Genomic DNA, 25,565 nt, shown 5'->3' with positions numbered 1-25,565 from the left:
ACCCGTGCGAAAACCGTTGACAAGCCGTTGACAGGATTGCAACCTGTGAATCGCAAAAAAGTAAGCAACTGACTCAAATTCTTAAGCGCCTTCTCGCAACTTCATCGCATCACCTCCCCCGCTCCCTCGTTCCAACCGAACAGAGGACCATATGAGACGGAAGCAGCGCAGACCCGGACAGTTCAGCTGGCGACTGATCACCGGCATCGTCATGGCCGGTCTGGTCGCCGTCGGGCTCACCCCCCTCTCGGCCACGGCCGCCGAGCGCCCCAACCAGTCGATCGGCAAGAGCGTGTCGGCGAGTGGGTCCGAGGCGAACCACCCCGCCTCCAACGTCACCGACGGCAACCAGGCCTCGTACTGGGAGGGGCCGAACAACGCCTTCCCGCAGACGCTCCGGATCGACCTCGGCCGGAGCGTCGCCGTCGATCAGGTGGTGCTGAAGCTCCCGACCACCTGGGAGGCCCGCACCCAGGCCCTCAGCGTCCAGGGCAGCACCGACGGCAACAGCTACAGCACCCTCTCCGCCTCGCAGGGGCGGCTGTTCACCCCCGCGTCGGGGAACACGGTCACCATCGACTTCCCCTCCGCGGACGCCCGTTACGTACGGCTGACCATCACCGGCAACACGGGCTGGCCGGCGGCGCAGATATCCGAGTTCGGGATCTACGGGCCCGCGGGCGAGGACCCCGGCGACCCCGACCCCGGTGACGACGGCACCGATCTGGCGCGCGGCAAGGCCATCGAGGCGTCCTCGGTGATCCACACGTATGTCGCGGCCAACGCCAACGACGGCGGGACCGACACGTACTGGGAGTCCGCCGGGCACCCGTCGAACCTGACGGTCAAGCTCGGGGCCGAGGCCGACATCACCTCCGTCGTGGTCAAGCTCAACCCCGACGCGGCGTGGGGCACCCGTACCCAGAACATCGAGGTGCTCGGCCGCGCCCAGGGCGCCACCGGCTTCACCTCCCTCAAGGCGCGCGCCGATTACGGCTTCAACCCGGCGACGAACCAGAACTCGGTACGGATCCCGGTCACCGGGCGCGTCGCCGACCTGCGGCTCCAGATCTTCTCCAACTCCGGTGCGCAGGGCGGCCAGGTCGCCGAACTCCAGGTCATCGGGGCGCCGGCGCCGAACCCGGACCTCACCGTCACCGCGCTCTCGTGGTCCCCCACCTCTCCGGTAGAGACCGACGCGACCACGGTGAGCGCGACGGTGCGCAACGTCGGCACTGCCGCGTCCGGCCCGACGACCGTGAACGTCAGCATCGGCGGAGTGGTCGCGGGCAGCGCCTCCGTGGGCGCGCTGAACGCCGGCGCCTCGCAGATCGTCCAAGTCGCCGCGGGCAAGCGCGCCGAGGGCACCTACAAGGTGACGGCGGTGGTGGACCCGACGGACACGATCGTCGAGCAGGACAACGACAACAACAGCTTCACGGCGGCCGGATCGCTGGTCGTCGGCCAGGCACCCGGCCCCGACCTCCAGGTGCTGAGCGTCAGTTCGACGCCGCAGAACCCCGCCGTCGGCGCGGAGGTCCGGTTCACCGTGGCCGTGCAGAACCGCGGCACGACCGCGTCCGGCGCCACCACGGTCACCCGTGTGACGGTGGGCGGCACGACACTGAACACCGACACCCCGTCGATCGCGGCCGGTGCGACGACGAACGTGAGCGTCAACGGCGGTTGGACCGCCACCAGCGGCGGCGCCAACATCGTGGCCACCGCCGACGCGACCGGTGTGGTGACGGAGACCAACGAGACCAACAACGCGTTCTCCCGCTCGATCGTGGTCGGGCGCGGCGCCGCGGTCCCGTACGTCGAGTACGAGGCCGAGGCCGGCCGGTACCAGGGCACGCTGGTGGAGGCCGACGCCGTACGCACCTTCGGGCACACCAACTTCGGCTCCGAGTCCTCGGGCCGTAAGTCGGTACGCCTGGGCAGCACCGGCCAGTTCGTGGAGTTCACCTCCACCAACCCGGCCAACTCGATCGTGGTGCGCAACTCGATCCCCGACGCCCCGAACGGCGGCGGCACCGAGGCCACGATCAGCCTGTACGCCAACGACACCTTCGTGAAGAAGCTGAACCTGTCCTCGAAGCACAGCTGGCTGTACGGCGACACGGACGGCCCCGAGGCCCTGACGAACACGCCCCAGGCGGACGCCCGCAGGCTGTTCGACGAGGCCAACTCGCTGCTGTCCACGACCTATCCGGCGGGCACGAAGTTCAAGCTCCAGCGCGACGCCGGTGACAACGCGTCCTTCTACTACATCGACCTGATCGACCTGGAGCAGGTGGCGCCCCCGGCGGCCAAGCCCGCCGAATGCACCTCGATCACGGACTACGGCGCGGTGCCGGGCGACGGGATCGACGACACGACCGCCATCCAGTCGGCGGTCACCGCCGACCAGAACGGCACCATCGCCTGCGTCTGGATCCCGCCGGGCCAGTGGCGCCAGGAGAAGAAGATCCTGACCGACGACCCGCTGAACCAGGGGCAGTTCAACCAGATCGGCATCAAGAACGTCACCATCCGCGGCGCCGGCATGTGGCACTCACAGCTCTACACGCTGACCGAGCCGCAGAACGCGGGCGGGATCAACCACCCGCACGAGGGCAACTTCGGCTTCGACATCGACGACAACACGAAGATCTCCGACATCGCGATCTTCGGCTCGGGCCGGATCCGCGGCGGCGACGGCAACGCCGAGGGCGGGGTCGGCCTCAACGGCCGGTTCGGCAAGAACACCAAGATCACAGACGTCTGGATCGAGCACGCCAACGTGGGTGTCTGGGTCGGCCGCGACTACGACAACATCCCCGCCCTCTGGGGTCCCGCCGACGGCCTTGAGTTCACCGGCATGCGGATCCGCAACACGTACGCCGACGGCATCAACTTCACCAACGGCACACGGAACTCCAAGGTGTTCAACTCCTCGTTCCGCACCACCGGCGACGACTCCCTGGCGGTCTGGGCCAACCGGTACGTCAAGGACCCCTCGGTGGACATCGCGCACGACAACTCGTTCACCAACAACACCATCCAACTGCCCTGGCGCGCGACCGGCATCGCGGTCTACGGCGGCTACGGCAACAAGATCGAGAACAACATCGTCTCCGACACGGCGAACTATCCGGGCATCATGCTGGCGACCGACCACGACCCCCTGCCCTTCTCGGGGCAGACCCTGATCGCCAACAACGCGCTCCACCGCACGGGCGGCGCCTTCTGGAACGAGGACCAGGAGTTCGGTGCGATCACCCTCTTCGCGGCGAGCCGGGACATCCCCGGTGTCACGATCAGGGACACCGACATCTACGACTCGACGTACGACGGCATCCAGTTCAAGACGGGCGGCGGCACCATGCCGGGCGTCGTGATCAGCAACGTCAAGATCGACAAATCCAACAACGGCGCGGGCATCCTGGCCATGAGCGGGGCCCGCGGCAGCGCGACGCTGTCGAACGTCACGATCACGGACTCGGCGGACGGCGACATCGTGACCCAGCCGGGCTCGGGCTTCGTGATCACCGGCGGCCCGCCGGCGGCACCGGCGTCCGGCAGAGTGACGGGCGGTGGCCGACGGTAACCACGGCGATGAACGCGGCGGGTGCCGATCGGGAAGCGTCCCGATCCGCACCCGCTCGCGCACCGGCGATCAGTCCCGGCGCGTGACCAGCGCCTGCCACAGCGCGACGACGACGATCAAGCCGTCCGCCACCTCGCCCCAACTGGCGCGGAAGGTCGGCGCGTTGTCCGCCGGAGCACGCTCCCGCTCCGCGGTCATCTGCGTGATCAGGTGACGCGTCATGGCGACGCGTTCGGCGTGCACCCCCGGTCGGCAACCGCGTCGGCGTGCCGGCGGGCGATGGCGCGCACCAGGTCGGTCTTGGTGCGAAGCGCACCGCGTCGATGAGCGACATGTGCCGTTCCTCGACACCCGACACGTTCCGGACTCCCTGCGGCGCACCGCACGTTCCTTTCTCGCCACCGGCCGCGGACACGCTCCCTGAGTGCTGACCCCGGGCGACGAATCGCATATACGCAAATGCCGGCTACTGGGGCTCACCGGTTCCACGGCCGTGGCCGTCGGCGGCGCGAGCGCCGGGGCCCTGCCGGTCGGTGATGCCCTCGCACCGTCGTCGGAGGCGGCGGCCGTGGGACTCTTCGGCGCCTACTTCGGGCTCGTACTGCTCGTCGCGGCCTGGGCCTGGCTGGGCCGCGCCGTACATGGACCGCGACCGCCCGGTACGCGCGGCATGGTCGTCACGCTCGTGGTGTGGGCCGCACCCCTGCTGATCGCCCCGCCGCTGTTCAGCCGCGACGTGTACAGCTATCTCGCGCAGGGCGCGATGGTGGACGCCCAGATCGACGTGTACACCCATGGCCCCGCCCAGCTCGGCGGTCCGCTCGCCGCGCAGGTCGCGCCCATCTGGCAGGACACGCCGACCCCGTACGGTCCGCTGTTCCTGTCGTTCGCCTCGCTGATCACACGCGCCTCGCAGACGGAGCTGCCGGCGGGGGTGCTCGGCATGCGGCTGGTCGCGCTGCTCGGCGTGGGCCTGATGGTGCTGTCGCTGGTCCTGCTGGCCCGCCGCAGCGGAACCGCCCCCGCCGCAGCGCTGTGGCTGGGGGCGCTCAACCCGCTGCTCCTGCTGCATCTGGTGGCCGGCGCGCACAACGACGCCGTGATGCTGGGGCTGCTCGGCATGGCGCTGGTGGCCGCGAAGGGCCGCCTGCCTGTGCTGGGCGCGGTCCTGATGACGCTCGCCGCGCTGGTCAAGGCACCTGCCGCGCTGGGGCTGCTGGCCGTCACGGCATTCTGGGCCGGGGGGCTCACCGGCCGGTACCGATGGCTCAGAGCGGCGTGCGCGGCCGGCGGTGTCGCCCTCGCGACGACCGCCGTGGTGACCGCGGTCTCCGGCACCGGCTACGGCTGGATCGGCGCCCTCAACACCCCGGTGTCCCGGCAGAACTGGGCCCTCACCTCCCTCCTCGGCCGGATGACCGCGTCGGCACTGCACAGCGCGGGCAGCGACCTGGCACCGCTGGCCCTGGACGCGTGGCGCGCCATCGGCCTGGCGGCGACGGCCGTCGCCGTGCTGCTGGTGTGGCTGCGCCGCCCCCGGCACAGCCCCGTGTACGCGCTGGGCCTCAGCCTGATCGCGGTCGCCGTCCTGGGCCCGGCGATCCGCCCCTGGTACGTGCTGTGGGGACTGTTCCCGCTGGCGGCGGCTGCTCCACCGGGACGGGCGCGCCAGGTCGTGGCCATCGCCAGCGGGGTGCTCGCGCTGGCCCAACTGCCCAGCGGACTGGCCGCGGACGGCCTCCAGTTGGCGCTCGCGACATGCGGCGGACTGTTCGCGGTGGTCGCGCTCTTCTGGGTGCGGGAGATGTCGGGCGGGCTGTCGGGCGGGCTGGCGCGCGACGAAGTGACGCTGACCGCACGGGAATCGGGGAGGACGGCATGACGGGGTGGTGGCCGATGTCACGGAGCCGCAGATATCTGCTCCTGGGCGTGCTGTGCGCGGGCGTGACCGCTTTTGTCGCGACCGTCCCGTTCCACCGCGACTGGTTCGACCTGTGGGTCTACTACGACGCGGTGCGCTACTGGATCGACGCCGGGGGCGGGCTGCGGGGCGCCGGGCTCTACGACTACCGGGTGCCCGGCCAGGTGTACGGATTCACGTACCCGCCCTTCGCCGCCCTGTGCGTACTGCCGCTGTCGCAGCTCAGCTGGCCCGTCGCGGTCACCGCGGGCATCGCCGCGAACCTCGGCGCCGTGGCCCTGATCCTGCGCCGGCTCGCCGAACCGGTGATCCGCCGTCACGGGCTGGACCGGTGGACCGCGTACCTCCTGATCCTGTGCATGCTCGCGCTGCTGGAACCGGTCTACGACAGCGTCAGCTTCGGCCAGGTCAATCTCCTCCTGCTGGCTCTCGTCCTCACCGACGCCCGTCTGCTGTCCACCGGCAGCCGGTGGGCGGGCGTCGGCATCGGACTCGCCGCGGCGATCAAGCTCACCCCCGCGATCTTCATCGGCTACCTCGTCGTCACCCGCCGCCGGCGTGCCGCCGGCACGGCCGCCGCAGTCGCCGTGGGCGCCACCCTGCTCGCCGTGTGGCTCGCACCGGGTGCCTCACACGCGTACTGGACATCGGCCCTCTGGGACACCAGCCGCATCGGCGACCTGAGTTACGTCTCCAACCAGTCCTGGCAGGGCGTCCTCGCCCGGCTCTCCGCACCGTCCGACCCCGACCGGCTCTGGTGGGCCTGCGGCGTCCTCGCGATCGTCGGCGTCTGGGCGTACCGGGTCGACAAGGCCCGAGCGGTGGGCGACGTGCGCGGCGGCATCGCGCTGACCGGCGCCGCCGCGTGCCTCGTCAGCCCGGTCACCTGGGTGCACCACCTGGTCTGGCTGCTGCCGGCGCTCGCGGTGCTCGCCGACCGGGCCCTCGAACCGCCGCGCCGCGGACGCCCGTTGATCGCGGCGGTCGGGGTGTACGTGATCCTGTGCAGCTACGTCGTATGGCTCTGGCGGTTCGACGTGGGCGGCATCGACGGCTTCATCGGCGGCAACACCTTCGTCTGGACGGAGCTGGCACTGCTCCTGGCGCTCCCCGTCCGGCCGCCGCAGCCGGCGTTCAGAGCACTTTCCGGCGGACCAGCACGGCCAGCACCAGAGCGCCGGGGAGCAGCGGCAGCCACACGGTGACGATGCGGAATCCGAGGACCGCGGCGGTCGCCACATGGACCGGGGAGCCCGCGCCGACGAGCGCGATGAGCAGCGCCGCCTCGACGGAGCCGATCCCGCCCGGCGTCGGCACGATCCCGGCGACGATGCCGGCGGCCAGGTAGGCGATCATGATGTCGACCGTGGGCACCGGCATCTGGAGCGCGCGGGCCACCGTGACCATGACGCCGGCCTGGAACGCGGGGAAGGCCAGCGCCCCGGTCCACAGGGCGATCGCCCGCGCGGGCCTGGCGTGCAGGGCGCGCGCGTCGGTCAGCGCGGTCCGCAGAAAGTCCTGGACGAAGCCGCGCAACGGCCGTACCGACCACAGCACCAGCGCCGCGAGCGTGAGCCCGCCGACCAGGATGAGCAGCGCCGGCATCCCGTACTCCGCCGGCAGCAGTCCGCCCAGCGGGATGGCGTGCGGATAGACGGCCATGAGCGTGAGCAGCAGGGTGTACCGGCCGATCGGCTGGGCCAGCGAGTAGAGCGCGAGCGCGGCGCAGGCCCGCGCGGTGGAAATCCCGCAGCCCTGGAGGAACCGCAGCGTCACCACGTGCGCGCCGAGCCCGGCGGGCAGCAGATGGTTCGCCGACCCGGCCGCGACCTGCGAGGCCAACAGCCGCCCGACGGGCAGCCGTTCCATGACGGTGCCCTGGCGCAGCAGACAGACCGGTACCCAGCACCCCACGGTCACGACGACAGCGGCCAGCAGCCAGCTCGGGTCCGCGCCGCGCAACTCGTCGATCCCCGCAAGGATCACCGGCCAGTTCCCGACCACCCAGGCGGTCACAAGGAGCAGCGGAACGAGGCAGACCAACTGCCGCAGCGGCAACCGCCGCAGCGCGGAGGGCAGGGTCATCGACACGGCGCAGCCGTCCTTCCATGACGCGCCAAGGCGCGGGAGGGGGTTCCCTCCAGGAATCCCCGCTCCGCGCGACCTTGCGGTGTCGTGCACCCGTCGCCCGGTGGAACGGCCCGAGCCATGTGTTCGGTTCCGGCCATGGGGAAGATGCCGCACTGCCCCGGCAACGCGGAGAACCCCACACGGGGTGGGGTCTCAGCCTTCGGCGCCTCAGCGCTCGGCGCGGGCGGCGACCAAGTGCGCCGCGCGCTCGGCGATGCCCAGGACGGCCGCGTTGGTGTTGGCCGCGACAATCGAGGGCATCACGGAGGCGTCGGCGATGCTCAGGCCGTCGATACCGTGGACGCGCAGGGCCGTGTCGACCACAGCCCCGTCGTCCGCGCCGATGCGGCAGGTGCCCACCGGGTGGAAGTAGGTGCCGACGGTGCGGCGGATGTACGCACCGCACTCTTCGTCGGTGACAGCCTCCTTGCCAGGGAGGATCTCGTCGTCACGCCAGGCTGACAAGGCGTCGGCCCGCGCGATGTGCCGTGCCATGCGCAAGGCGGTGACCATACGGGCCAAGTCTTCGCTTTCGGTCAAATAGGCAGGGTCGATGAGGGGGTAGGAAGTGGGGTCCGCGCTGCGCAGACGCACGCTGCCCCGGCTGGTGGGGTTCGCAAGGCCGAAGAGGATCGAGAAGCCCTCTTGGGCACCTGCCCATCGTGGCTCCAGCGCCACGGACGTGAAGCTCATCAGGATGTCGGGGTCCCTGTCCCGGCTGGTGCGTGCGAGGAGCATCGCCTGCCGCGAGGGGCCAGGTACCGGGGACTTCTTCACCCCGTAGGAGATCCAGGCCAGGGGATGGTCGTGCAGGTTGGCGCCCACACCGGGGAGATCGGCACGAACCGGGATCCCCAGCTGTCGCAGATGGTCGGCGGGGCCGATGCCGGAGAGCATGAGAATCTGAGGAGATCCGATGGCTCCCGCGCTCAGCACGACTTCCCGCTCGGCGTGGACGGTGCCTGGTTTGCCGTTCCGAACGTACTCGGCACCTCTGCATCGGCCGTTGTCCATGAGGAGGCGCTGCACCTGTGCGTCGGTGACAACAGTGAGATTGGGCCGTGAGAGCACCGGAAGCAGATACGCGTCCGCAGCGCTCTGCCTGCGGCCTCCGGCGACATTCCTTTCGGACCAGAACACCCCTTCGGCCTGGGGGGCGTTACCGTCCTCACAGCGCGGGAAGCCCGCGTCGACCGCCGCGTCATGGAGGTCCTGCGCGAGAGGAGTGGCGGCGGGCGGCTCCTCGATGGTCATGGGACCCGCTTGTCCCCGGAAGCGCGGATCCCTGCCTGCCGCCCGCTCGCTGCGCATGAGGAACGGCAGCATTTCCCGGTAGTTCCAGCCAGCGGCGCCCTGCTTCTCCCAGGCGTCGTAGCTTGATGCGTGGCCGCGCAGGTGAGTCAGGCCGTTGATACTGCTGGAACCGCCCAGTACCCGCCCTCTGGGCCAGGTATGGACGGTGTTTTCGGTACCTGACTGAGGTGTTGTCGTGTAGTTCCAGTCCACGGACGATCCCCAGAGACCGACTGCCGCCTCAGGATTCCCATCCGACATGATCGCAGGGCCCTCGCCGGCTCCCGCCTCCAGAAGGGCCACACGGGCTTCAGAATTTTCCGACAGCCGGGCGGCCAGCGCTGCGCCGGCCGTTCCGCCGCCGATGATGACGTAGTCGTAGATTTGCTCCACAGCCATCCTCATTCATCCGGAATTTCTCACGGACTGCCCGTCGGTTTCTGCGACCGATGGGCGATGAATAAAGGAGACTACCCGCATGAACCGGGTGCCGACCTCCGAGTTCGGGAAACGGCACGCGAAGGTCGGCCGGGCCGGGAGAACACAAATCAAAGACCGGATAAACCGGTCCATGCCGGTCGTCAGGCGCTCGAAAGTACCGGCTGCTTCGGCCTGGAGAATTCGCCAAGATTTGCGATGTATTCGCCACGAAGAACTCCCAGCCCGGACGAATCCGTGCTGGGAGTTGAACTACCTCTGGTGTCCGAGGGGGGACTTGAACCCCCACGCCCGATAAAGGGCACTAGCACCTCAAGCTAGCGCGTCTGCCATTCCGCCACCCGGACGAGTGGTCGAACCTCGGCGTTTCCGCCGGGCGACACACTGAACGATACCAGGGCTCAGGGGTGCTCTTCACCCACATATCCCATGGTCCGGGGCGCGCAGGGGCGTGCGGTGCCGCGAGCGCGGCGCGGTTACGCCTTCGGCTCCTGGGAGATCCGCACCATGTTGCCCGAGGGGTCGCGGAACGCGCAGTCGCGCGGGCCCCAGGGCTGGTCCTTGGGCTCCTGGAGCACCTCGGCGCCGGATGCGCGTACCTGCTCGAAGGTCGCGTCGAGATCGTCGGTGCGGAAGATGAGCTGGGTCAGGACGCCCTTGGTGAGCAGTTCCTGGAGGGCGTCGCCGTCGGCCTGGGAGCGGCCGGCGTGCGGTTCCGAGAGGACCAGCTCAAGGCCGGGCTGGGTCGGGCTGCCGATGGTGACCCAGCGGAAATCGCCCGAGGAGACGTCGTTGCGGACCTCGAAGCCGAGGGCGTCGCGGTAGAAGGTGAGCGCCTCGTCCGGGTCGTTCACGGCGATGTGGCAGTACTGGAGTGCGATAGTCATAGCGTCAACGCTAGGCCGCGGCCTCGCGGCCCGCTTCTCGAATCCTGCTCGGTGCGTCTTTGCGTGCGTCTCTGGCCGGCCGGGTGCGGACCTTCGCCACGCACTCGGGCATCGCCGTCACGGCGCCGTGCTCGCGGGCGGCGTACGCGCTCGGCGTCTCGCCCAGGATTTCGGTGAAGCGGGAGCTGAACGAGCCCAGCGACGTACAGCCCACCGCCATGCAGGCGTCGGTCACACTCGTGCCCGCCCGCAGCAGCGCCATCGCCCGCTCGATGCGGCGGGTCATGAGATAGCTGTACGGCGTCTCGCCGTAGGCCGCCCGGAACCGCCGCGAGAAGTGCGCCGGCGACATGAGCGCACGCTGGGCCATCGTGGGCACGTCCAGCGGACGCGCGTACTCGCGGTCGATCAGATCCCGTGCACGGCGCAGATGCGCCAGGTTGGCGAGATCTTTCGGGTCCATGCGAACGAGGCTAGCACCGCCCTCGGACAGCCTGTCTGACCTGCGAAGATGAGGAGGAATCGGCTGAGGAGGGGTCCGACGACCTCAGCCGATTCCGGTTCATGGTGAGGGTGAGCCCATCCTCACGGCATCAGGTGGTAGTCCGGGAAGTTGCCCGGCGGGCGCTCCCCGTCCGGGCCGTTGGTGACCGCCTTGACCAGCAGTTCGCCGCCGACGAAGGCGCCCCGCCAGGAGGAGCCGAAGCCGCCGAACAACTCGTCCCGGTCTCCGCGCGAGCGCGGTCGGCCGTGGCCGACCTTGAAGGCGCGTATCTGCGGTGACAGACGCGCGTATGTCTCCGGGTCGTCGGTCGCCAGCGTCGCGACCAGCGCGCCGTTGGAGGCGTTCATCGCCGCGAGGAGTTCCGCCTCGGTGTCGACCAGGACGATCGTGTCGACCGGGCCGAAGGGCTCCGCGTGGTGCAGCGGCGAGGACGGCGGCGGGTTGAGCAGCGTCACCGGCGCGAGATAGGCGGAGGTGTCCTGGCCGGGCAGGAAGCGCCCGTCGGCGAGCGATCCGTGGTGGACGGGGACGGCGCCGCGGTCGATGGCCTCGGCCACCTGGTCGTCCAGTTCCTTGGCCTTGGCCGCGTTGATGAGCGGGCCGAAGTCCAGTTCGGGCAGGGGGTCGCCGGGATTCTCGACGGCCAGGGGGTGACCGAGCCGGATGGAGCGTACGGCGGGCAGATAGGCCCCGAGGAAGTCCGCGAAGAGGGAGCGCTGGACGACGAAGCGGGGGTAGGCGGTGCAGCGCTGCTTGCCGTAGTCGAACAGCTTGGGGATGACGGCGGTGAGGGCGTCCCAGTCGGTGTGGTTCCAGACGCCCCAGGTGTTGAGGCCCTCCTGTTCGAGGATGTGGCGCTTGCCGTGGTCGGCGACGGTGGTGGCGATCCGGGCGCCGGTGTCGCGGCCTCCGACGAAGGAGACGCAGCCGATCTCCGGGGAGCGGACCAGCGCCTCGGAGAGTTCTCCGCCGCTGCCGCTGACCAGGGTGATCGGCAGCCCTTCGCGGGCGGCGAGGGCGGAGGCCAGGGTGAGACAGGCGACGCCGCCGTCGGTGGGCGCCTTGGCGATCACGGCGTTGCCGGCCAGGGCCTGCACCAGCATGGCGTGGACCAGGACGGACATGGGGTAGTTCCAGCTGGCGATGTTGGAGACCGGGCCCGGCAGCGGGCTGCGGCCCGCCAGCATGGGCTCGACGCCGTCCACGTACCAGCGCACGCCGTCGATGGCGCGGTCGACGTCGGCCCGGGCGAGCCGCCAGGGCTTGCCGATCTCCCAGACGAGGAGGAGGGCGAGCAGTTCGCTGTGCTCGGTGAGTGCGTCGAGGGTGGCGCCGACGCGGGCGCGGCGCTCGGAGAGCGGGATGTGCCGCCAGGCGCGGTGCTGGTCGAGCGCGGCGCGTACGGCCTGCTGGGCGGCGTCGGCGTCGAGCCGTGGCGGGCCGACGATGGGGCTGCCGTCGACGGGGCTGGTGGCGGGGAGGGTACGGCCGCCGGACTGCCAGGTGGCGGACCAGAGATTGAGGACGTGATCGTCCCGGAAGGCCTCGGGCGCGACGGCGAGGCACTGCTGCCAGGCGTCGGCCCAGGCTGTGCCCGGCTTGAGGATGAGGGTCGGTGCCATGGGCTTGTCTCCGCTCGAAAGGGGGCGGGGTCGCGTGCGCGCGGTGGCGGGACGACGTGCGTGCCGCGCGGAACGCGGTGGTGCGGACACCGGACGAGGTGCACGGTTCGTCCGGTTACGGCGGTGTGGTGCGGTGAGCGTGTTGTTGTCAACGGGCCCGCCCGGTGGGGCGGTCCGTCCTCAGATGCCGGACGGGCTGGGGGTGGCCGCCCACGGGTTCGTTGGCGCCGCCGTTCCGAGTCCCGCGAACCGAACAGAACCGGAGCGCCCGACGGGCCGGGCACGAAACCGTCGGCGGCGTCGCGCGACCCGTGACCGGACCTGCCCGTCCGGCCGCCGGGACGCGCGACGCCGCCCTCTCCCCCCGGCTTGATGGCGCCCCGGCCTGATGGCGCCGCGGGGGCCGCGTCAGGGCGTTGTGATCGCCAGGCGGTCGAGCACGAATCGGGCCGTTTCCGAGGGGGTTGAGCCCACTCGGACTCCCGACGCCTCCAGCGCTTTCTTCTTCGCCTCCGCCGTGCCCGACGAGCCCGAGACGATCGCCCCGGCGTGGCCCATCGTCTTGCCCTCCGGCGCGGTGAACCCGGCGATGTAGCCCACCACCGGCTTCGTCACATGGTCGGCGATGTACGCCGCCGCCCGTTCCTCCGCGTCGCCGCCGATCTCGCCGATGAGCACGATCAGTTCGGTGTCCGGGTCGGCCTCGAAGGCGGCCAGGGCGTCGATGTGCGTCGTGCCGACGACGGGGTCTCCGCCGATGCCGACCGCCGACGAGAAGCCGATCTCGCGCAGCTCGTACATCAACTGGTACGTCAGCGTGCCCGACTTGGAGACCAGCCCGATCCTGCCGGGCTTGGTCGCGATGTCGGCCGGGATGATGCCCGCGTTCGACTGGCCGGGGCTGATGAGCCCCGGACAGTTGGGCCCGATGATCCGGGTGTCGCTCTTCTCAGCGTACGCCTGGAAGACCACCGCGTCATGGACGGGAATGCCCTCGGTGATAACGACGGCGAGGCCGATGCCCGCGTCGATGGCCTCCATGACCGCCGCCTTCGCGAACGACGGCGGTACGAAGACGACGGTGACGTCCGCGCCGGTCGCCGCGATGCCGTCGGCGACGGAGCCGAAGACGGGGACCGCCCGGCCGTCGAAGTCGACGCTCTGGCCCGCCTTGCGCGGGTTGACGCCGCCGACGACGTCCGTGCCGGCCTCCAGCATGCGGCGCGTGTGCTTCATGCCCTCGCCGCCGGTCATGCCCTGGACGAGGACCTTGCTCTCCTTGGTCAGGAAAATCGCCATGGTCTCTTCTCCCTCTTCCCGTTATCCGGCGTTCGCGAGTACGGCGGCCTGGCGCGCGGCGCCGTCCATCGTCGTGGCCTGCTCGACGAGGGGATGCGCACGGTCGTCGAGGATGGCGCGGCCCCGCGCGGCGCTGTTGCCGTCGAGGCGTACGACGAGCGGTTTGGTCAACCGGACGGATTCCAGGGCCTGGACGATGCCGTCTGCGACGGCGTCGCAGGCGGTGATCCCGCCGAACACGTTGACGAACACGGACTTCACGTCGGGGTCGGACAGGATAACGGACAGTCCGTCGGCCATGACCTGCGCCGAGGCGCCGCCTCCGATGTCGAGGAAGTTGGCGGGGCGGGCGCCGCAGCCGGCGACGACGTCGAGGGTCGACATGACGAGTCCCGCACCGTTGCCGATGATGCCGACCTCGCCGTCGAGCTTGACGTAGTTGAGGCCCTTGGCGGCTGCCGCGGCCTCCAGCGGGTCGGCGCCGGGGTCCTGCTGGTCGTCGCCCCAACGGCTCTGGCGGAAGCGGGCGTTGTCGTCCAGGGTCACTTTTCCGTCAAGTGCGAGGATCCGCCCGTCCGTTGTCCGGACGAGCGGGTTGACCTCGACGAGCAGGGCGTCCTCCCGGATCAGGACGTGCCAGAGCGATTCGAGTACGGGGGCGGCCTCCGGCGGCAGCCCCGCCGCCGCCGCGATCTCCGCCGCCTTGGCCGCCGTGACTCCCTCGGCCGGGTCGACGGGGATCCGGGCCACCGCCTCGGGGCGGGTGGCCGCCACCTCCTCGATCTCCATACCGCCTTCGGCGGACGCGATCGCGAGGAAGGTCCCCGCGGCACGGTCGAGCACGTAGCTGACGTAGAACTCGGTCTCGATGTCCACCGGTTGGGCCAGCATCACCGTACGGACGGTGTGGCCCTTGATGTCCATCCCGAGGATCTGGCGGGCGGTCAGTTCGGCTGCGGCCGGGTCGGCCGCGAGCTTCACCCCGCCGGCCTTGCCCCGGCCCCCGGTCTTCACCTGTGCCTTGACGACGACCCGGCCGCCGAGCCGCTCGGCCGCGAGGGCGGCTTCCCTGGCGAACTCGACGGTTTCGGCCTCCGGCACGGCGATGCCGTACTCCGCGAACAGGTCTCTGGCTTGGTGCTCGTACAGATCCATGCCGGCTCCCACTGCAACAGAAAGGAATGAAAGTGCCGCACGCCCCCTGGACACCACCCACCGAATGCGGGATAACAAGCTTCATACAGTATTCGTCGACTGTATGCAATCCATCGCGGGAGCCCTGGGGAGCATCCCCCAAGAGCCCCCCAGCTCCCCTACGAAGGGACAGGACAACCTCATGCCCGACGACAGCCAGGAACTCATCTCCGGTGGTCATCTGGTCGCCAAGGCACTCAAGGCAGAAGGTGTCGAGGTCATCTACACACTCTGTGGCGGCCACATCATCGACATCTACGACGGCTGCGTCGACGAGGGCATCGAAGTCGTCGACGTACGTCACGAGCAGGTCGCCGCCCACGCCGCCGACGGCTACGCGCGCATCACCGGCAAGCCCGGCTGCGCCGTCGTCACCGCCGGACCGGGCACGACCGACGCCGTCACCGGTGTCGCCAACGCCTTCCGCGCCGAGTCACCCATGCTGCTCATCGGCGGCCAGGGCGCGCTCACCCAGCACAAGATGGGCTCGCTCCAGGACCTGCCGCACGTGGACATGATGACGCCGATCACCAAGTTCGCCGCGACGGTGCCCGGCACGGCCCGTGCCGCCGACATGGTCTCCATGGCCTTCCGCGAGTGCTACAACGGTGCTCCCGGCCCGTCCTTCCTGGAGATTCCGCGCGATGTCCTCGACGCGAAGGTCCCGGCCGAGACGGCACGCGTACCCAAGGCCGGCCAGTACCGGGCCTCGACCCGTTCGGCCGGAGACCCCGCGGCCATCGAGAAGCTCGCCGATCTGCTCGTGCACGCCGAGAAGCCGGCGATCCTGCTCGGCAGCCAGGTGTGGACCACACGGGCCACGGACGACGCCATCGAACTGGTACGGACGCTGAACGTCCCCGCCTACATGAACGGCGCGGGACGAGGCACCCTGCCGCCCGGCGATCCGCACCACTTCCAGCTCTCGCGCCGCTACGCCTTCACCAACGCCGACCTCATCATCATCGTCGGCACCCCGTTCGACTTCCGGATGGGATACGGCAAGCGGCTCTCGCCCGACGCGACGGTCGTCCAGATCGATCTCGACTACCGCACCGTGGGCAAGAACCGCGACATCGACCTCGGCATCGTCGGCGACGCCGGCCTGATCCTGAAGTCGGTCACCGAGGCGGCGAGCGGTCGCATCAACGGCGGCTCCGTCAAGCGCAAGGCGTGGCTGGAGGAGCTGCGCGCGGCCGAGCAGACCGCGATCGAGAAGCGGCTGCCGAATCTGCGCAAGGACAGCTCACCGATCCACCCCTACCGGCTGGTCAGCGAGATCAACGACTTCCTCACCGAGGACTCGATCTACATCGGCGACGGCGGCGACATCGTCACCTTCTCGGGCCAGGTCGTGCAGCCCAAGTCGCCGGGCCACTGGATGGACCCGGGCCCGCTCGGCACGCTCGGCGTCGGTGTCCCCTTCGTCCTCGCGGCGAAGAAGGCACGGCCGGACAAGGAGGTCGTGGCGCTCTTCGGCGACGGCGCCTTCTCGCTGACGGGCTGGGACTTCGAGACGCTGGTCCGCTACAACCTGCCGTTCGTCGGCATCGTCGGCAACAACTCGTCGATGAACCAGATCCGTTACGGCCAGAAGGCCAAGTACGGCGACGAGCGCGAGCGGATCGGCAACACCCTCGGCGACGTCCACTACGACAAGTTCGCCCAGATGCTGGGCGGTTACGGCGAAGAGGTCAGGGACCCGGCCGACATCGCGCCCGCGCTCCAGCGGGCCCGTGAGTCCGGGCTGCCCTCGCTGATCAACGTCTGGGTCGACCCCGACGCGTACGCCCCCGGAACCATGAACCAGACCATGTACAAGTAAGGGAGGCCATGATGACCCAGGCTCAAGTAGCCCCGGAGAACTCCCCCGACACGAGCCCCCAGGCACTGAGCGGTGTCCGTGTCCTCGACATGACGCATGTGCAGTCCGGTCCCTCGGCCACCCAGATCCTCGCCTGGCTCGGCGCCGACGTGGTGAAGGTGGAGGCACCGACGGGCGACATCACCCGTAAACAGCTGCGCGACATCCCCGATGTCGACTCGCTGTACTTCACGATGCTCAACTGCAACAAGCGCAGCGTCACGCTCAACACCAAGACCGAGCGCGGCAAGGAGCTCCTGACCGAACTCATCCGCCGCTCCGACGTGATGGTCGAGAACTTCGGCCCCGGCGCGGTCGACCGGATGGGATTCACCTGGGAGAAGATCCAGGAGATCAACCCGAAGATCGTGTACGCCTCCATCAAGGGCTTCGGCGAAGGCCCGTACACCAACTTCAAGGCGTACGAGGTCGTCGCACAGGCGATGGGCGGCTCGATGTCGACCACCGGCTTCGAGGACGGTCCGCCGCTGGCGACCGGCTCGCAGATCGGCGACTCCGGCACCGGCATGCACGCGGTGGCCGCCATCCTGGCCGCGCTCTACCAGCGGACCGCCACCGGGCGCGGGCAGCGCGTGAACGTCGCGATGCAGCACGCCGTGCTCAACCTCTGCCGGGTCAAGCTCCGCGACCAGCAGCGCCTGTCGCACGGCCCGTTGGCCGAGTACCCGAACGAGGACTTCGGCGACGAGGTCCCCCGCTCGGGCAACGCCAGCGGTGGCGGCCAGCCCGGCTGGGCGGTCAAGTGCGCGCCGGGCGGCCCCAACGACTACGTGTACGTGATCGTGCAGCCGGTCGGCTGGAAGCCCGTCAGCGAGCTGATCGGCCGGCCCGAACTGGCCGAGGACCCCGAGTGGGCGACTCCCGAGGCCCGTCTCACCAAGCTGGGCAAGATGTTCCAGCTCATCGAGGAGTGGTCCTCGACGCTTCCCAAGTGGGAGGTGCTGGAGAAGCTCAACGCGCACAACATCCCGTGCGGCCCGATCCTCTCCACCAAGGAGATCATCGAGGACCCCTCGCTCGCGGCCAACGACATGGTCGTCGAGGTCGAGCATCCGCAGCGCGGGACCTTCACCACGGTCGGGAGCCCGTTGAAGCTCTCCGACTCCCCTGTCCAGATCACCTCATCTCCGCTGCTCGGCGAGCACAACGCGGAGGTGTACGTCGGCGAGCTCGGGCTCGGCGACGAGGAACTGCGCCTGTTGAAGACGAACGGAGTCATCTAGTGGCGGACAGCCATCAGTTCAAGCCCGACAAGGATGCCGTCGGGGCGATCATCGAGGCCGCGCTCGCACAGGGGCGTACCTCACTCACCGCGCCCGAGGGCAAGGCGGTGACGGACGCGTACGGCATCCCGACACCGGGTGAGGCGCTGGCGGAATCGGCGGACGACGCCGTGGCCGTGGCGGCCCGGCTCGGTTTCCCCGTCGCGATGAAGATCGTCTCGCCCGAGATCCTGCACAAGACGGACGCGGGCGGCGTGCAGATCGGCGTCGGTTCGGCGGCCGAGGTGCGCTCCGCGTTCACCTCGATCGTCTCCAACGCGCGGGCGTACGACCCGAAGGCGCAGATCCTCGGCGTCCAGGTGCAGCAGATGGTGCCCGCGGGCACCGAGATCCTGATCGGGACCGTCACGGACCCCACCTTCGGCAAGGTCGTGGCCTTCGGGCTCGGCGGTGTCCTGGTGGAGGTGCTGAAGGACGTCACCTTCCGGCTCGCGCCGGCCTCCAAGGACGACGCGCTGTCCATGCTGGACGGCATCCGGGCCGCGGAGATCCTGCGCGGTGTACGGGGCGGCGCGGCGGTCGACCGTGACGCGCTGGCCGATCTCGTGGTGCGGGTCTCGCAGTTGGCGGCCGACTTCCCCGGTATCGCGGAGGTGGACCTCAACCCGGTCTTCGCCTCGGCGAGCGGAGTGATGGCGGCCGACGTACGGATCCTGCTCACCGACGAGGCGCCGGCCGTACGGCGCAGCTACTCGCGCGAGGAGATCCTGACCTCGATGCGCCGGCTCATGGAGCCGCGTTCGGTGGCGGTCATCGGTGCGTCCAACGAGGACGGCAAGATCGGAAATTCGGTCATGCGGAACCTCATCGACGGGGGTTTCGCGGGCGAGATCTACCCGGTCAACCCCAAAGCCGATGACATTCTCGGCCGCAAGGCGTACAAGAGCGTGATGGATGTTCCTGGTGAGCCTGACGTGGCGATATTCGCGATTCCCGCGAAGTTCGTCGCCACCGCGCTCACCGAGGTCGGCCGCAAGAACATCCCCAACGCCGTCCTGATCCCCTCGGGTTTCGCCGAGACCGGCGAGCACGAGTTGCAGCAGCAGATCGTGACGATCGCCGAGGAGAACGGGATCCGGCTGCTCGGGCCGAACATCTACGGCTACTACTCCACCTGGCAGGACCTCTGCGCGACTTTCTGCACCCCGTACGACGTCAAGGGCGGCGTGGCACTGACCTCGCAGTCCGGCGGCATCGGGATGGCGATCCTCGGCTTCGCGAGGACCACCAGGACGGGCGTGTCGGCGATCGTCGGGCTCGGCAACAAGTCGGACCTCGACGAGGACGACCTGCTGACCTGGTTCGGTGAGGACGACAACACCGACTGCATCGCGATGCACCTGGAGGACCTGAAGGACGGCCGCGCCTTCGTCGAGGCGGCGCGCGCGACCGTCCCGAAGAAGCCGGTGGTGGTCCTGAAGGCCGGGCGTACGGCGGCCGGCGCGAAGGCGGCGGGCTCGCACACCGGGGCCCTGGCGGGCGACGACGCGGTGTACGAGGACATCCTGCGGCAGTCCGGAGTCATCAGGGCGCCGGGGCTGAGCGACATGCTGGAGTACGCGCGCGGACTGCCTGTACTCCCCACTCCCAAGGGCGACAACGTCGTGATCATCACGGGCGCCGGCGGATCGGGTGTGCTGCTGTCGGACGCGATCGTCGACAACGGCCTGTCCCTGATGGAGATTCCGCCGGATCTGGACGAGGCGTTCCGCGCCTTCATCCCGCCCTTCGGGGCGGCGGGCAACCCGGTGGACATCACGGGCGGCGAGCCGCCGTCGACGTACGAGGCCACGATCCGGCTGGGGTTGGAGGATCCCCGGATCCACTCCCTGGTCCTCGGTTACTGGCACACGATCGTCACCCCGCCGATGGTCTTCGCCGAGCTGACGGCGCGGGTGGTGGCGGAGTTCAGGGAACGCGGCATCGAGAAGCCGGTGGTGGCGTCGCTGGCGGGCGACGTCGAGGTGGAGGCCGCGTGCCAGTACCTCTACGAACGGGGCGTCGTGGCGTACCCGTACACCACGGAGAAGCCGGTCGAGGTGCTTGGCGCGAAGTACCGGTGGGCGCGGGCGGCGGGGTTGCTGTGAGGGCCGGGTCGCGGGCCGAACACCGGCCGGGGGTCCGGGGGTTGCCCCCCGGAACAACACTGCCGGTGGGCACGGGCGGCGGGGTTGCTGTGAGGGCCGGGTCGCGGAGCCGCCGGGCCCCCGGAACGCGGGGCTCGGGATTGTGGGGAGGCGCCGGATGAGCTGACGGTGCGACCCAGGGGGCCTGTGGATTCCGCTCATCGCAGGCCCCCCGCACGAAGAGAACGGACAGGGGGCGCTGGCCTGACTTCTTCGACGCAAGGGGTTCGATCGACAATGGCGACAACTGACATCTCCGCATCTGTCCCCTACCAGGAGGTGACGGACCGGAACGGCCGTATCTACCGGATCGGGCAGTCCGACCGGCAGATCATGGGCCGGCCGCGCTGGACGATGGTGCTCTTCCCGTGGATCGGGATGATGGGCATCAGCTCCTCGGAGTACGCGTTCACCGCGGCCGAGGACACTCTCCACACGGCACACATGTGGAGCAGCGGGCACATCTTCTGGCTGATGGGTGTCTGGATCTTCTTCCAGGCGGCCGTGGCCTTCCCCGCGGGGCAGCTCCGTGAGAGCGGCAAGCTGCCCGCCCGCTACGCGATGATGCTCGGCGCGCTCGGCACGCTGCTGGGCTATCTCTCCCTGGCCTACGCGCCGCACGTGATCGTGGCGTACATCGGCTTCGGTATGTTCAGCGGTATCGGCGCGGGTCTGGTCTACGCGACCTGCGTCAACATGGTCGGCAAGTGGTATCCGGAGCGCAAGGGAGGCAAGACCGGCCTCGTCAACGGCGGTTTCGCCTACGGCTCGGTGCCCTTCGTCTTCCTGTTCACCTCATACATGGACCTCAGCAACTACCAGGGCGTTCTCGTCTTCGTGGGTGTCATCTGCTGTGTGATGGTCGCGGTCTCGGGCTGGTTCTTCAAGGACCCGCCGAAGTACTGGTGGCCCGAGGGCGCCGACCCGCTGAAGGTCTCGGACGACCCGAGGATCCGGCGCGCGCTGGAGAAGAACCCGCCGGCCGTCCGGCAGTACACACCGAAGGAAGCGGCACGGGTCCCGGTCCTGTGGATGATGTGGTTCTGCCTGCTCTGCACGGCGGGCATCAACATCTTCGGTATCGCGATGCAGGTGCCGTTCGGCAAGGAAATGGGCTTCGCCGGCGGGATCGTGGCCACGGCCATGTCGCTGAAGGCCATCGTGAACGGCACGGGACGCGGCGTCATCGGCTGGATATCCGACAAGTACGGACGCCGTCAGACACTGATCTTCGTCTGCATCGTCCTGGGCATGTCGCAGTTCGGCGTGCTGGCCTCCGGTTCGATCGGCAACATGCCGCTGTTCCTGGTCTGCTCGATGATCTCCGGCTTCGGCGGCGGCGCGATCTTCCCGCTGTTCGCGGCCATGACGGCGGACTACTTCGGCGAGAACAACAACGCGTCGAACTACGGCATGGTCTACAGCTCCAAGCTCATCTCCGGCCTGGTCGGTGCCGGTGTGGGTGGAGTCGTGGTGAGCAACTGGGGCTACAACACGGCGTTCATCATCGCCGGTGGCGTCGGGTTGTTCTCGGCGTGCCTCGCGACCTTCCTGAGGGCGCCCGGCAGGCCGGACATCAAGAAGATCCAGGCGAATCCGAACCCGATCGGCCGGGAGGACGCCTGAGCGGAACCATCGGGACAGACGGATCCTGAACACGCGTACGAGGCCCCCTGTGCGGCTCCGGAAGGAGTCGTACAGGGGGCTCCGTCATGCGGTCCTCGCATCGGACCGGCCGGCGGTGCCGTCAGCAGCGCTTCTCGCGCAGCGAGTGCAGGTGGTCGGCCGACTTCTCGGCGAACAGGATGGAGTCGACGGGGTTGTCGTGCTCCGCCTGCCAGTGGTGGTCCCTGCGGCCGTTGTGGGTCTTGTTCACGGCCGAGATGAACTTCTTGTAGTCGATGTCGCCGTCGCCGACGTCGACCATGTCGTAGCCGTCGCGTGCCTCCTCGTTCCGCACGCCGTCCTTGACGTGGAAGAGGGGGTAGCGGTCGGGCTGCTTGAGCACGTAGCTCAGCGGCTCGAACGGCGCGGGCTTGCCGTCACCGGTCTGGCTGAAGCGGTGCTTGGCGGCGAACGCCCAGTAGATGTCCATCTCCAGATAGACGAGCTTGGGGTCGGTCTCCGCGAGCAGGACGTCGTAGAGGCGGACGCCGGGCTGGTCGCTCGCGAAGGAGAACTCCTCGGCGTGGTTGTGCTGGTAGAACTTCATGCCGCGCTTGCGGGCGGCGGCGCCGTAGGTGTTGAAGTCCTCGGCCGCCCGCTTCAAGGCGTCGACGGTGTTGCCGTGCCGGAAGGGGCCCGACGCGGTGCCGATGTGGTCCAGGCCCATCGCCTGGGCGTCGTCCAGCACCTTCTCCAGGTTCTGGGCGAAGCTGTACGCGTTGGGGTTGTTGTCGTCGGCGTAGTTGACGTGGCTGCCGATCGGACGCAGACCGTGGTTCCTGGCCAGCTTCCGGAGCTGGGGGATGGTGATGGCGCCGGCGCTGCCCTGGCTGTAACCCGCGAACTCGATCTCGTCGTAGCCGAAGCGCTCCAGCTCCGCGAAGACCTTCGCGAAGCCGAGCGAGTTGACCTTGTCACGCAGCGAGTAGAGCTGGATGCCGAGGTGGCCCGGAGTGAGGACGGGCTCGGTGCCGTGGCCGCGATCGTGCTGACGGTCCGCCGCGGCGGCGGGGGTGGCCGCCGCCGAGAGGCCGAGTATGGCGGCGGCGCCGGTACCGGCGGCCACCCCCAGCATGTTGCGCCTGCTGAGCTTGGCTGCGAGCTCCGGGTCGACTGACTTCTTGCGGCTCATGCGTGGAACTCCTTAGGTCAGTGCAGTCCTGCGAGAGTGAGGAGCAGGGATTTCACGTCGGTGGCCTCGGTGCGGCCGGTGACGGCTTCGGGGGTGGAGCAGAGGATGAGCGGACCTTCTTCCTCGCTCGTGGGAAGGCGGCCGTGGCTGCCGCGGATCGGTGAGGGGTCCAGGGGGACGACGGCGAGCCGGTAGCGCATGCCGAGCTTCTTGCGGGCGATGGCCTTGGCCGCCTTGAGCTTCACGTACGGGTCGAGGGGGTCCATGAACAGCTCGACGGGGTCGTAGCCCGGCTTGCGGTGGATCTCGACCAGTTGGGCGAAGTCGGGCGCCTTGTCGTCGTCCAGCCAGTAGTAGTACGTGAACCAGGCGTCCGGTTCGGCTACGGCGACGAGTTCGCCGGAGCGCGGGTGGTCCAGGCCGTGCCTCTTCTTGCCCTCGTCGTCCAGGATCTCCTCGATCCCCTTGAGGTCCTTCAGCGCCTCGCGGGCCGCGTCCAGGTCCTCGGGGCGGCGTACGTAGATGTGCGAGATCTGGTGGTCGGAGACGGCGAAGGCACGGGAGGCCATCGGGTCCAGGTACTCCATGCCGTCCTGGGTGTGGACTTCGAGCAGTCCGGCGCGGCGCAGGGCCCGGTTGATGTCGACGGGCCGGGAGACGTTGGTGATGCCGTACTCGGACAGGGCGACGACCGTTCGGCCCTCGGCGCGCGCGTCGTCCAGCAACGGGCCCATCGCCGCGTCGAGTTCGCGGGCCGCCTGGAGGGAGCGGGGGTCGTCGGGGCCGTAGCGCTGGAGGTCGTAGTCCAGGTGCGGGAGGTAGCACAGCGCCAGGTCGGGGTGGCGGGTGTCGATGATGTGGCGGGTGGCGTCGATGATCCACTGGGAGGAGACGAGGTCGGCGCCGGGGCCCCAGAAGTGGAAGAGGGGGAACGTGCCGAGTTTGTCGGTCAGTTCGTCGTGCAGGGCGGGCGGCCGGGTGTAGCAGTCGGGTTCCTTGCGGCCGTCGGCGTAGTACACCGGGCGGGGGGTGACGGTGTAGTCGGTGTCCGCGCCCATCGCGTACCACCAGCAGATGTTGGCGACGGTGTAGCCGGGGTGCACTCGGCGGGCGGCGTCCCAGAGCTTGTCGCCGGAGACCAGTCCGTTGTGCTGGCGCCACAGCAGCACGTCGCCCAGTTCGCGGAAGTACCAGCCGTTGCCGACGATGCCGTGCTCGGAGGGCAGGGCGCCGGTGAGGAAGGTGGACTGCGCGCTACAGGTGACGGCGGGCAGCACGGTGGTCAGCGGGCCCTGCGAGCCCGCGGCGGCCAGCTTCTTGAGGTTCGGCATATGGGCCAGGAGCTGGGGCGTGAGCCCGACGACGTCCAGCACCAGCAGGGGGGTGGGCTTGGGCGTGGCGGCGGCGGTGGGGTCGGGGGTCATGGCAGCTCCTTGAGACCCAGCTCGACCAGGAGGTCGCGGGCCAGCGTCAGTTCGGCGGCGATGCCCTCGGCGAGCCTGCCCCGTGAGCGGGGGCGCAGCTCGGGCGGGAGCGCCTGCCAGGTGTACGTCTCGACCTCCAGGTGGCGGGTGAGCGGTTCGGGGCCGCCGACGAGCCGGGCGAGGGTGTCCTGGAGTACGGGGAGGGTGGAGGTCAGGGGCGGGGCGGGGGGTGCGTGCAGCGGGACGTGGAAGTGGGAGCGCCAGGGGGCACCGTCGGGCAACGCCTCACCGGACAGGGCCTCTTCGAGGTCGTCGGTGCCGCGCAGACCGGCCGCCGTGCGGGTGCGGGTCTGGTGCAGGAAGCGCGGCTCGGCGAAGGCGGCCAACGCCTCGCGTACCTCGGGCAGATGGGGGTGCTCCGCGTGCAGCGCGGCGGAGAGCTGGGCCTTGGGGATGGTGACGCCGGCGTCGGCGAGGGCCTTCAGCGCGGTCGCCGGGTCCTCGAAGGAGGTGGCGAGATGGCAGGTGTCGACGCAGATACCGATGCGGGCGCTGGCGACGTCGGTGAGCGGGCCTATCGCGTCGGCGGTGGTCTCGACGGTGCAGCCGGGCTCGGGCTCCAGCGCGATCCGGATGGATTTGCCGGTCAACTCCTCCAGGGCGTCGAGCCGTTCGGCGAGGGTGGTGAGGGCGGCGTGGGCGGTGCGGGCCGCGGTGTCGTCGAAGGCGGTGCGCCAGGCGAGCGGCAGGGTCGAGACGGAGCCGTCGGTGACGTCGTCGGGCAGCAGGGAGGCGAGGAGGCGCGCGAGGTCGGTGGTGTGGGCGAGGCGCTCGGGGTCGGCCCAGTCCGGCTTGTAGACGCGGTACTTGACCTCTTCGGCGCCGAAGCCCTCGTACGGGAATCCGTTGAGGGTGACGACCTCCAGGCCCCGCCGCTCCAACTCGCCTTTCAGCCCGCGCAGTTGGACGGGATCGTTGATCAGGGAGCGGGCGGCGCCGCGGGCGAGCCAGAGGCCGATGCCGAGGCGGTCGCGGCCGAGGCGTTTGCGTACCGGCTCGCAGTGGTCACGCAGTTGGGCCAGGACGCCTTCGAGGTTCTCGGCGGGGTGGACGTTGGTGCAGTACGAGAGATGGACGGTGGAGCCGTCGGGGTGGCGGAAGCGCATGGG

Annotated in this window: 18 protein-coding genes and 1 tRNA gene; 7 read left to right on the top strand and 12 right to left on the bottom strand. The window is 69.6% G+C overall.

Going from position 1 to position 25,565, the window contains the following annotated elements; translation table 11 throughout:
* Positions 1-151: 151 nt before the first annotated feature.
* Positions 152-3,592 (top strand): CARDB domain-containing protein, encoded by a 3,441-nt coding sequence (locus tag ACIBLA_RS04450; RefSeq protein ID WP_399197708.1) that lies wholly within the window; start codon positions 152-154, stop codon positions 3,590-3,592.
* A 69-nt stretch (positions 3,593-3,661) separates the two neighbouring features.
* Here the strand turns inward: ACIBLA_RS04450 and ACIBLA_RS04445 are convergent, their stop codons facing one another.
* The gene (locus ACIBLA_RS04445; protein WP_399197707.1) at positions 3,662-3,814 is read right to left on the bottom strand and encodes a hypothetical protein; all 153 of its coding nucleotides are present in this window, start codon (positions 3,812-3,814) and stop codon (positions 3,662-3,664) included.
* Positions 3,815-4,019: 205 nt separating this feature from the next.
* Between ACIBLA_RS04445 and mptB the strand changes: the two genes are divergently transcribed.
* Both mptB and ACIBLA_RS04435 read left to right on the top strand, forming a co-directional pair.
* Positions 4,020-5,474 carry a polyprenol phosphomannose-dependent alpha 1,6 mannosyltransferase MptB gene (gene mptB / locus ACIBLA_RS04440; RefSeq protein ID WP_399197749.1) on the top strand — a complete coding sequence of 485 codons (1,455 nt, stop codon included), beginning with the start codon at positions 4,020-4,022 and terminating at the stop codon, positions 5,472-5,474.
* Positions 5,471-6,718 (top strand): glycosyltransferase 87 family protein, encoded by a 1,248-nt coding sequence (locus tag ACIBLA_RS04435; protein ID WP_399197706.1) that lies wholly within the window; start codon positions 5,471-5,473, stop codon positions 6,716-6,718. The genes mptB and ACIBLA_RS04435 overlap by 4 nt, the downstream gene beginning before the upstream one ends.
* Here ACIBLA_RS04435 and ACIBLA_RS04430 read toward each other — a convergent pair.
* The 8 genes from ACIBLA_RS04430 to sucC all read right to left on the bottom strand — a co-directional run bounded on the left by ACIBLA_RS04430 (position 6,648) and on the right by sucC (position 14,842).
* Positions 6,648-7,598: a lysylphosphatidylglycerol synthase transmembrane domain-containing protein gene (locus ACIBLA_RS04430; protein ID WP_363244290.1), complete on the bottom strand. Its 951-nt coding sequence runs from the start codon at positions 7,596-7,598 to the stop codon at positions 6,648-6,650. The genes ACIBLA_RS04435 and ACIBLA_RS04430 overlap by 71 nt on opposite strands.
* A 213-nt stretch (positions 7,599-7,811) precedes the next feature.
* Entirely contained in the window at positions 7,812-9,335 is a 1,524-nt protein-coding gene (locus ACIBLA_RS04425; protein WP_399197748.1) for a GMC family oxidoreductase, read from the bottom strand.
* Positions 9,336-9,633: 298 nt separating this feature from the next.
* A tRNA-Leu gene (locus tag ACIBLA_RS04420) sits at positions 9,634-9,721 on the bottom strand.
* A 129-nt stretch (positions 9,722-9,850) separates the two neighbouring features.
* A complete protein-coding gene (locus tag ACIBLA_RS04415; RefSeq protein ID WP_363244272.1) occupies positions 9,851-10,261 on the bottom strand; it encodes a VOC family protein in 411 nt (136 codons plus the stop codon).
* A gap of 10 nt (positions 10,262-10,271) precedes the next feature.
* Entirely contained in the window at positions 10,272-10,724 is a 453-nt protein-coding gene (locus ACIBLA_RS04410; protein ID WP_363244271.1) for a helix-turn-helix transcriptional regulator, read from the bottom strand.
* A gap of 122 nt (positions 10,725-10,846) precedes the next feature.
* On the bottom strand, positions 10,847-12,388 hold the full coding sequence (locus ACIBLA_RS04405) for an aldehyde dehydrogenase family protein (protein WP_363244270.1): 1,542 nt from the start codon (positions 12,386-12,388) through the stop codon (positions 10,847-10,849).
* Positions 12,389-12,796: 408 nt separating this feature from the next.
* A complete protein-coding gene (gene sucD, locus ACIBLA_RS04400) occupies positions 12,797-13,687 on the bottom strand; it encodes a succinate--CoA ligase subunit alpha (RefSeq protein ID WP_363244269.1) in 891 nt (296 codons plus the stop codon).
* Positions 13,688-13,708: 21 nt separating this feature from the next.
* The gene (sucC, locus tag ACIBLA_RS04395) at positions 13,709-14,842 is read right to left on the bottom strand and encodes an ADP-forming succinate--CoA ligase subunit beta (RefSeq protein WP_363244268.1); all 1,134 of its coding nucleotides are present in this window, start codon (positions 14,840-14,842) and stop codon (positions 13,709-13,711) included.
* 181 nt (positions 14,843-15,023) lie between these two features.
* Between sucC and ACIBLA_RS04390 the strand changes: the two genes are divergently transcribed.
* The 4 genes from ACIBLA_RS04390 to ACIBLA_RS04375 all read left to right on the top strand — a co-directional run bounded on the left by ACIBLA_RS04390 (position 15,024) and on the right by ACIBLA_RS04375 (position 21,801).
* Positions 15,024-16,706, top strand: a complete 1,683-nt coding sequence (locus ACIBLA_RS04390; protein ID WP_363244267.1) for a thiamine pyrophosphate-binding protein — start codon at positions 15,024-15,026, stop codon at positions 16,704-16,706.
* Positions 16,707-16,717: 11 nt separating this feature from the next.
* The gene (gene frc / locus ACIBLA_RS04385; RefSeq protein WP_399197705.1) at positions 16,718-17,989 is read left to right on the top strand and encodes a formyl-CoA transferase; all 1,272 of its coding nucleotides are present in this window, start codon (positions 16,718-16,720) and stop codon (positions 17,987-17,989) included.
* A 47-nt stretch (positions 17,990-18,036) separates the two neighbouring features.
* Complete coding sequence (locus tag ACIBLA_RS04380) at positions 18,037-20,136, top strand: acetate--CoA ligase family protein (protein ID WP_399197747.1); 2,100 nt, start codon at positions 18,037-18,039, stop codon at positions 20,134-20,136.
* Between the two features lie 276 nt (positions 20,137-20,412).
* Positions 20,413-21,801, top strand: coding sequence for an OFA family MFS transporter (locus tag ACIBLA_RS04375; RefSeq protein WP_363244264.1), 1,389 nt, complete (start codon positions 20,413-20,415; stop codon positions 21,799-21,801).
* A gap of 121 nt (positions 21,802-21,922) precedes the next feature.
* Here the strand turns inward: ACIBLA_RS04375 and ACIBLA_RS04370 are convergent, their stop codons facing one another.
* The 3 genes from ACIBLA_RS04370 to eboE are packed head-to-tail and all read right to left on the bottom strand — an operon-like array spanning position 21,923 to position 25,562.
* Complete coding sequence (locus ACIBLA_RS04370; RefSeq protein WP_363244263.1) at positions 21,923-22,972, bottom strand: sugar phosphate isomerase/epimerase; 1,050 nt, start codon at positions 22,970-22,972, stop codon at positions 21,923-21,925.
* A 17-nt stretch (positions 22,973-22,989) separates the two neighbouring features.
* Positions 22,990-24,396 (bottom strand): alkaline phosphatase family protein, encoded by a 1,407-nt coding sequence (locus ACIBLA_RS04365; RefSeq protein ID WP_399197704.1) that lies wholly within the window; start codon positions 24,394-24,396, stop codon positions 22,990-22,992.
* Positions 24,393-25,562 carry a metabolite traffic protein EboE gene (eboE, locus tag ACIBLA_RS04360; protein WP_363244261.1) on the bottom strand — a complete coding sequence of 390 codons (1,170 nt, stop codon included), beginning with the start codon at positions 25,560-25,562 and terminating at the stop codon, positions 24,393-24,395. Before eboE ends, ACIBLA_RS04365 begins: the two co-directional genes overlap by 4 nt.
* Positions 25,563-25,565 lie beyond the last annotated feature (3 nt).

Source organism: Streptomyces sp. NPDC050433, from assembly GCF_044458565.1.
GTDB lineage: Bacteria > Actinomycetota > Actinomycetes > Streptomycetales > Streptomycetaceae > Streptomyces.
This window is presented reverse-complemented; position numbering and strand designations above follow the sequence as displayed.

Coding starts and splice junctions, on each gene's coding strand:
- ACIBLA_RS04430 (WP_363244290.1), bottom strand. CDS start 7,598: ATGACCCTGCCCTCCGCGCTGCGGCGGTTGCCGCTGCGGCAGTTGGTC.
- ACIBLA_RS04405 (WP_363244270.1), bottom strand. CDS start 12,388: ATGGCACCGACCCTCATCCTCAAGCCGGGCACAGCCTGGGCCGACGCC.
- sucC (WP_363244268.1), bottom strand. CDS start 14,842: ATGGATCTGTACGAGCACCAAGCCAGAGACCTGTTCGCGGAGTACGGC.
- ACIBLA_RS04370 (WP_363244263.1), bottom strand. CDS start 22,972: ATGAGCCGCAAGAAGTCAGTCGACCCGGAGCTCGCAGCCAAGCTCAGC.
- ACIBLA_RS04435 (WP_399197706.1), top strand. CDS start 5,471: ATGACGGGGTGGTGGCCGATGTCACGGAGCCGCAGATATCTGCTCCTG.
- ACIBLA_RS04445 (WP_399197707.1), bottom strand. CDS start 3,814: ATGACGCGTCACCTGATCACGCAGATGACCGCGGAGCGGGAGCGTGCT.
- sucD (WP_363244269.1), bottom strand. CDS start 13,687: ATGGCGATTTTCCTGACCAAGGAGAGCAAGGTCCTCGTCCAGGGCATG.
- ACIBLA_RS04410 (WP_363244271.1), bottom strand. CDS start 10,724: ATGGACCCGAAAGATCTCGCCAACCTGGCGCATCTGCGCCGTGCACGG.
- frc (WP_399197705.1), top strand. CDS start 16,718: ATGACCCAGGCTCAAGTAGCCCCGGAGAACTCCCCCGACACGAGCCCC.
- eboE (WP_363244261.1), bottom strand. CDS start 25,562: ATGCGCTTCCGCCACCCCGACGGCTCCACCGTCCATCTCTCGTACTGC.
- ACIBLA_RS04365 (WP_399197704.1), bottom strand. CDS start 24,396: ATGACCCCCGACCCCACCGCCGCCGCCACGCCCAAGCCCACCCCCCTG.
- ACIBLA_RS04390 (WP_363244267.1), top strand. CDS start 15,024: ATGCCCGACGACAGCCAGGAACTCATCTCCGGTGGTCATCTGGTCGCC.
- ACIBLA_RS04450 (WP_399197708.1), top strand. CDS start 152: ATGAGACGGAAGCAGCGCAGACCCGGACAGTTCAGCTGGCGACTGATC.
- ACIBLA_RS04415 (WP_363244272.1), bottom strand. CDS start 10,261: ATGACTATCGCACTCCAGTACTGCCACATCGCCGTGAACGACCCGGAC.
- ACIBLA_RS04375 (WP_363244264.1), top strand. CDS start 20,413: ATGGCGACAACTGACATCTCCGCATCTGTCCCCTACCAGGAGGTGACG.
- ACIBLA_RS04425 (WP_399197748.1), bottom strand. CDS start 9,335: ATGGCTGTGGAGCAAATCTACGACTACGTCATCATCGGCGGCGGAACG.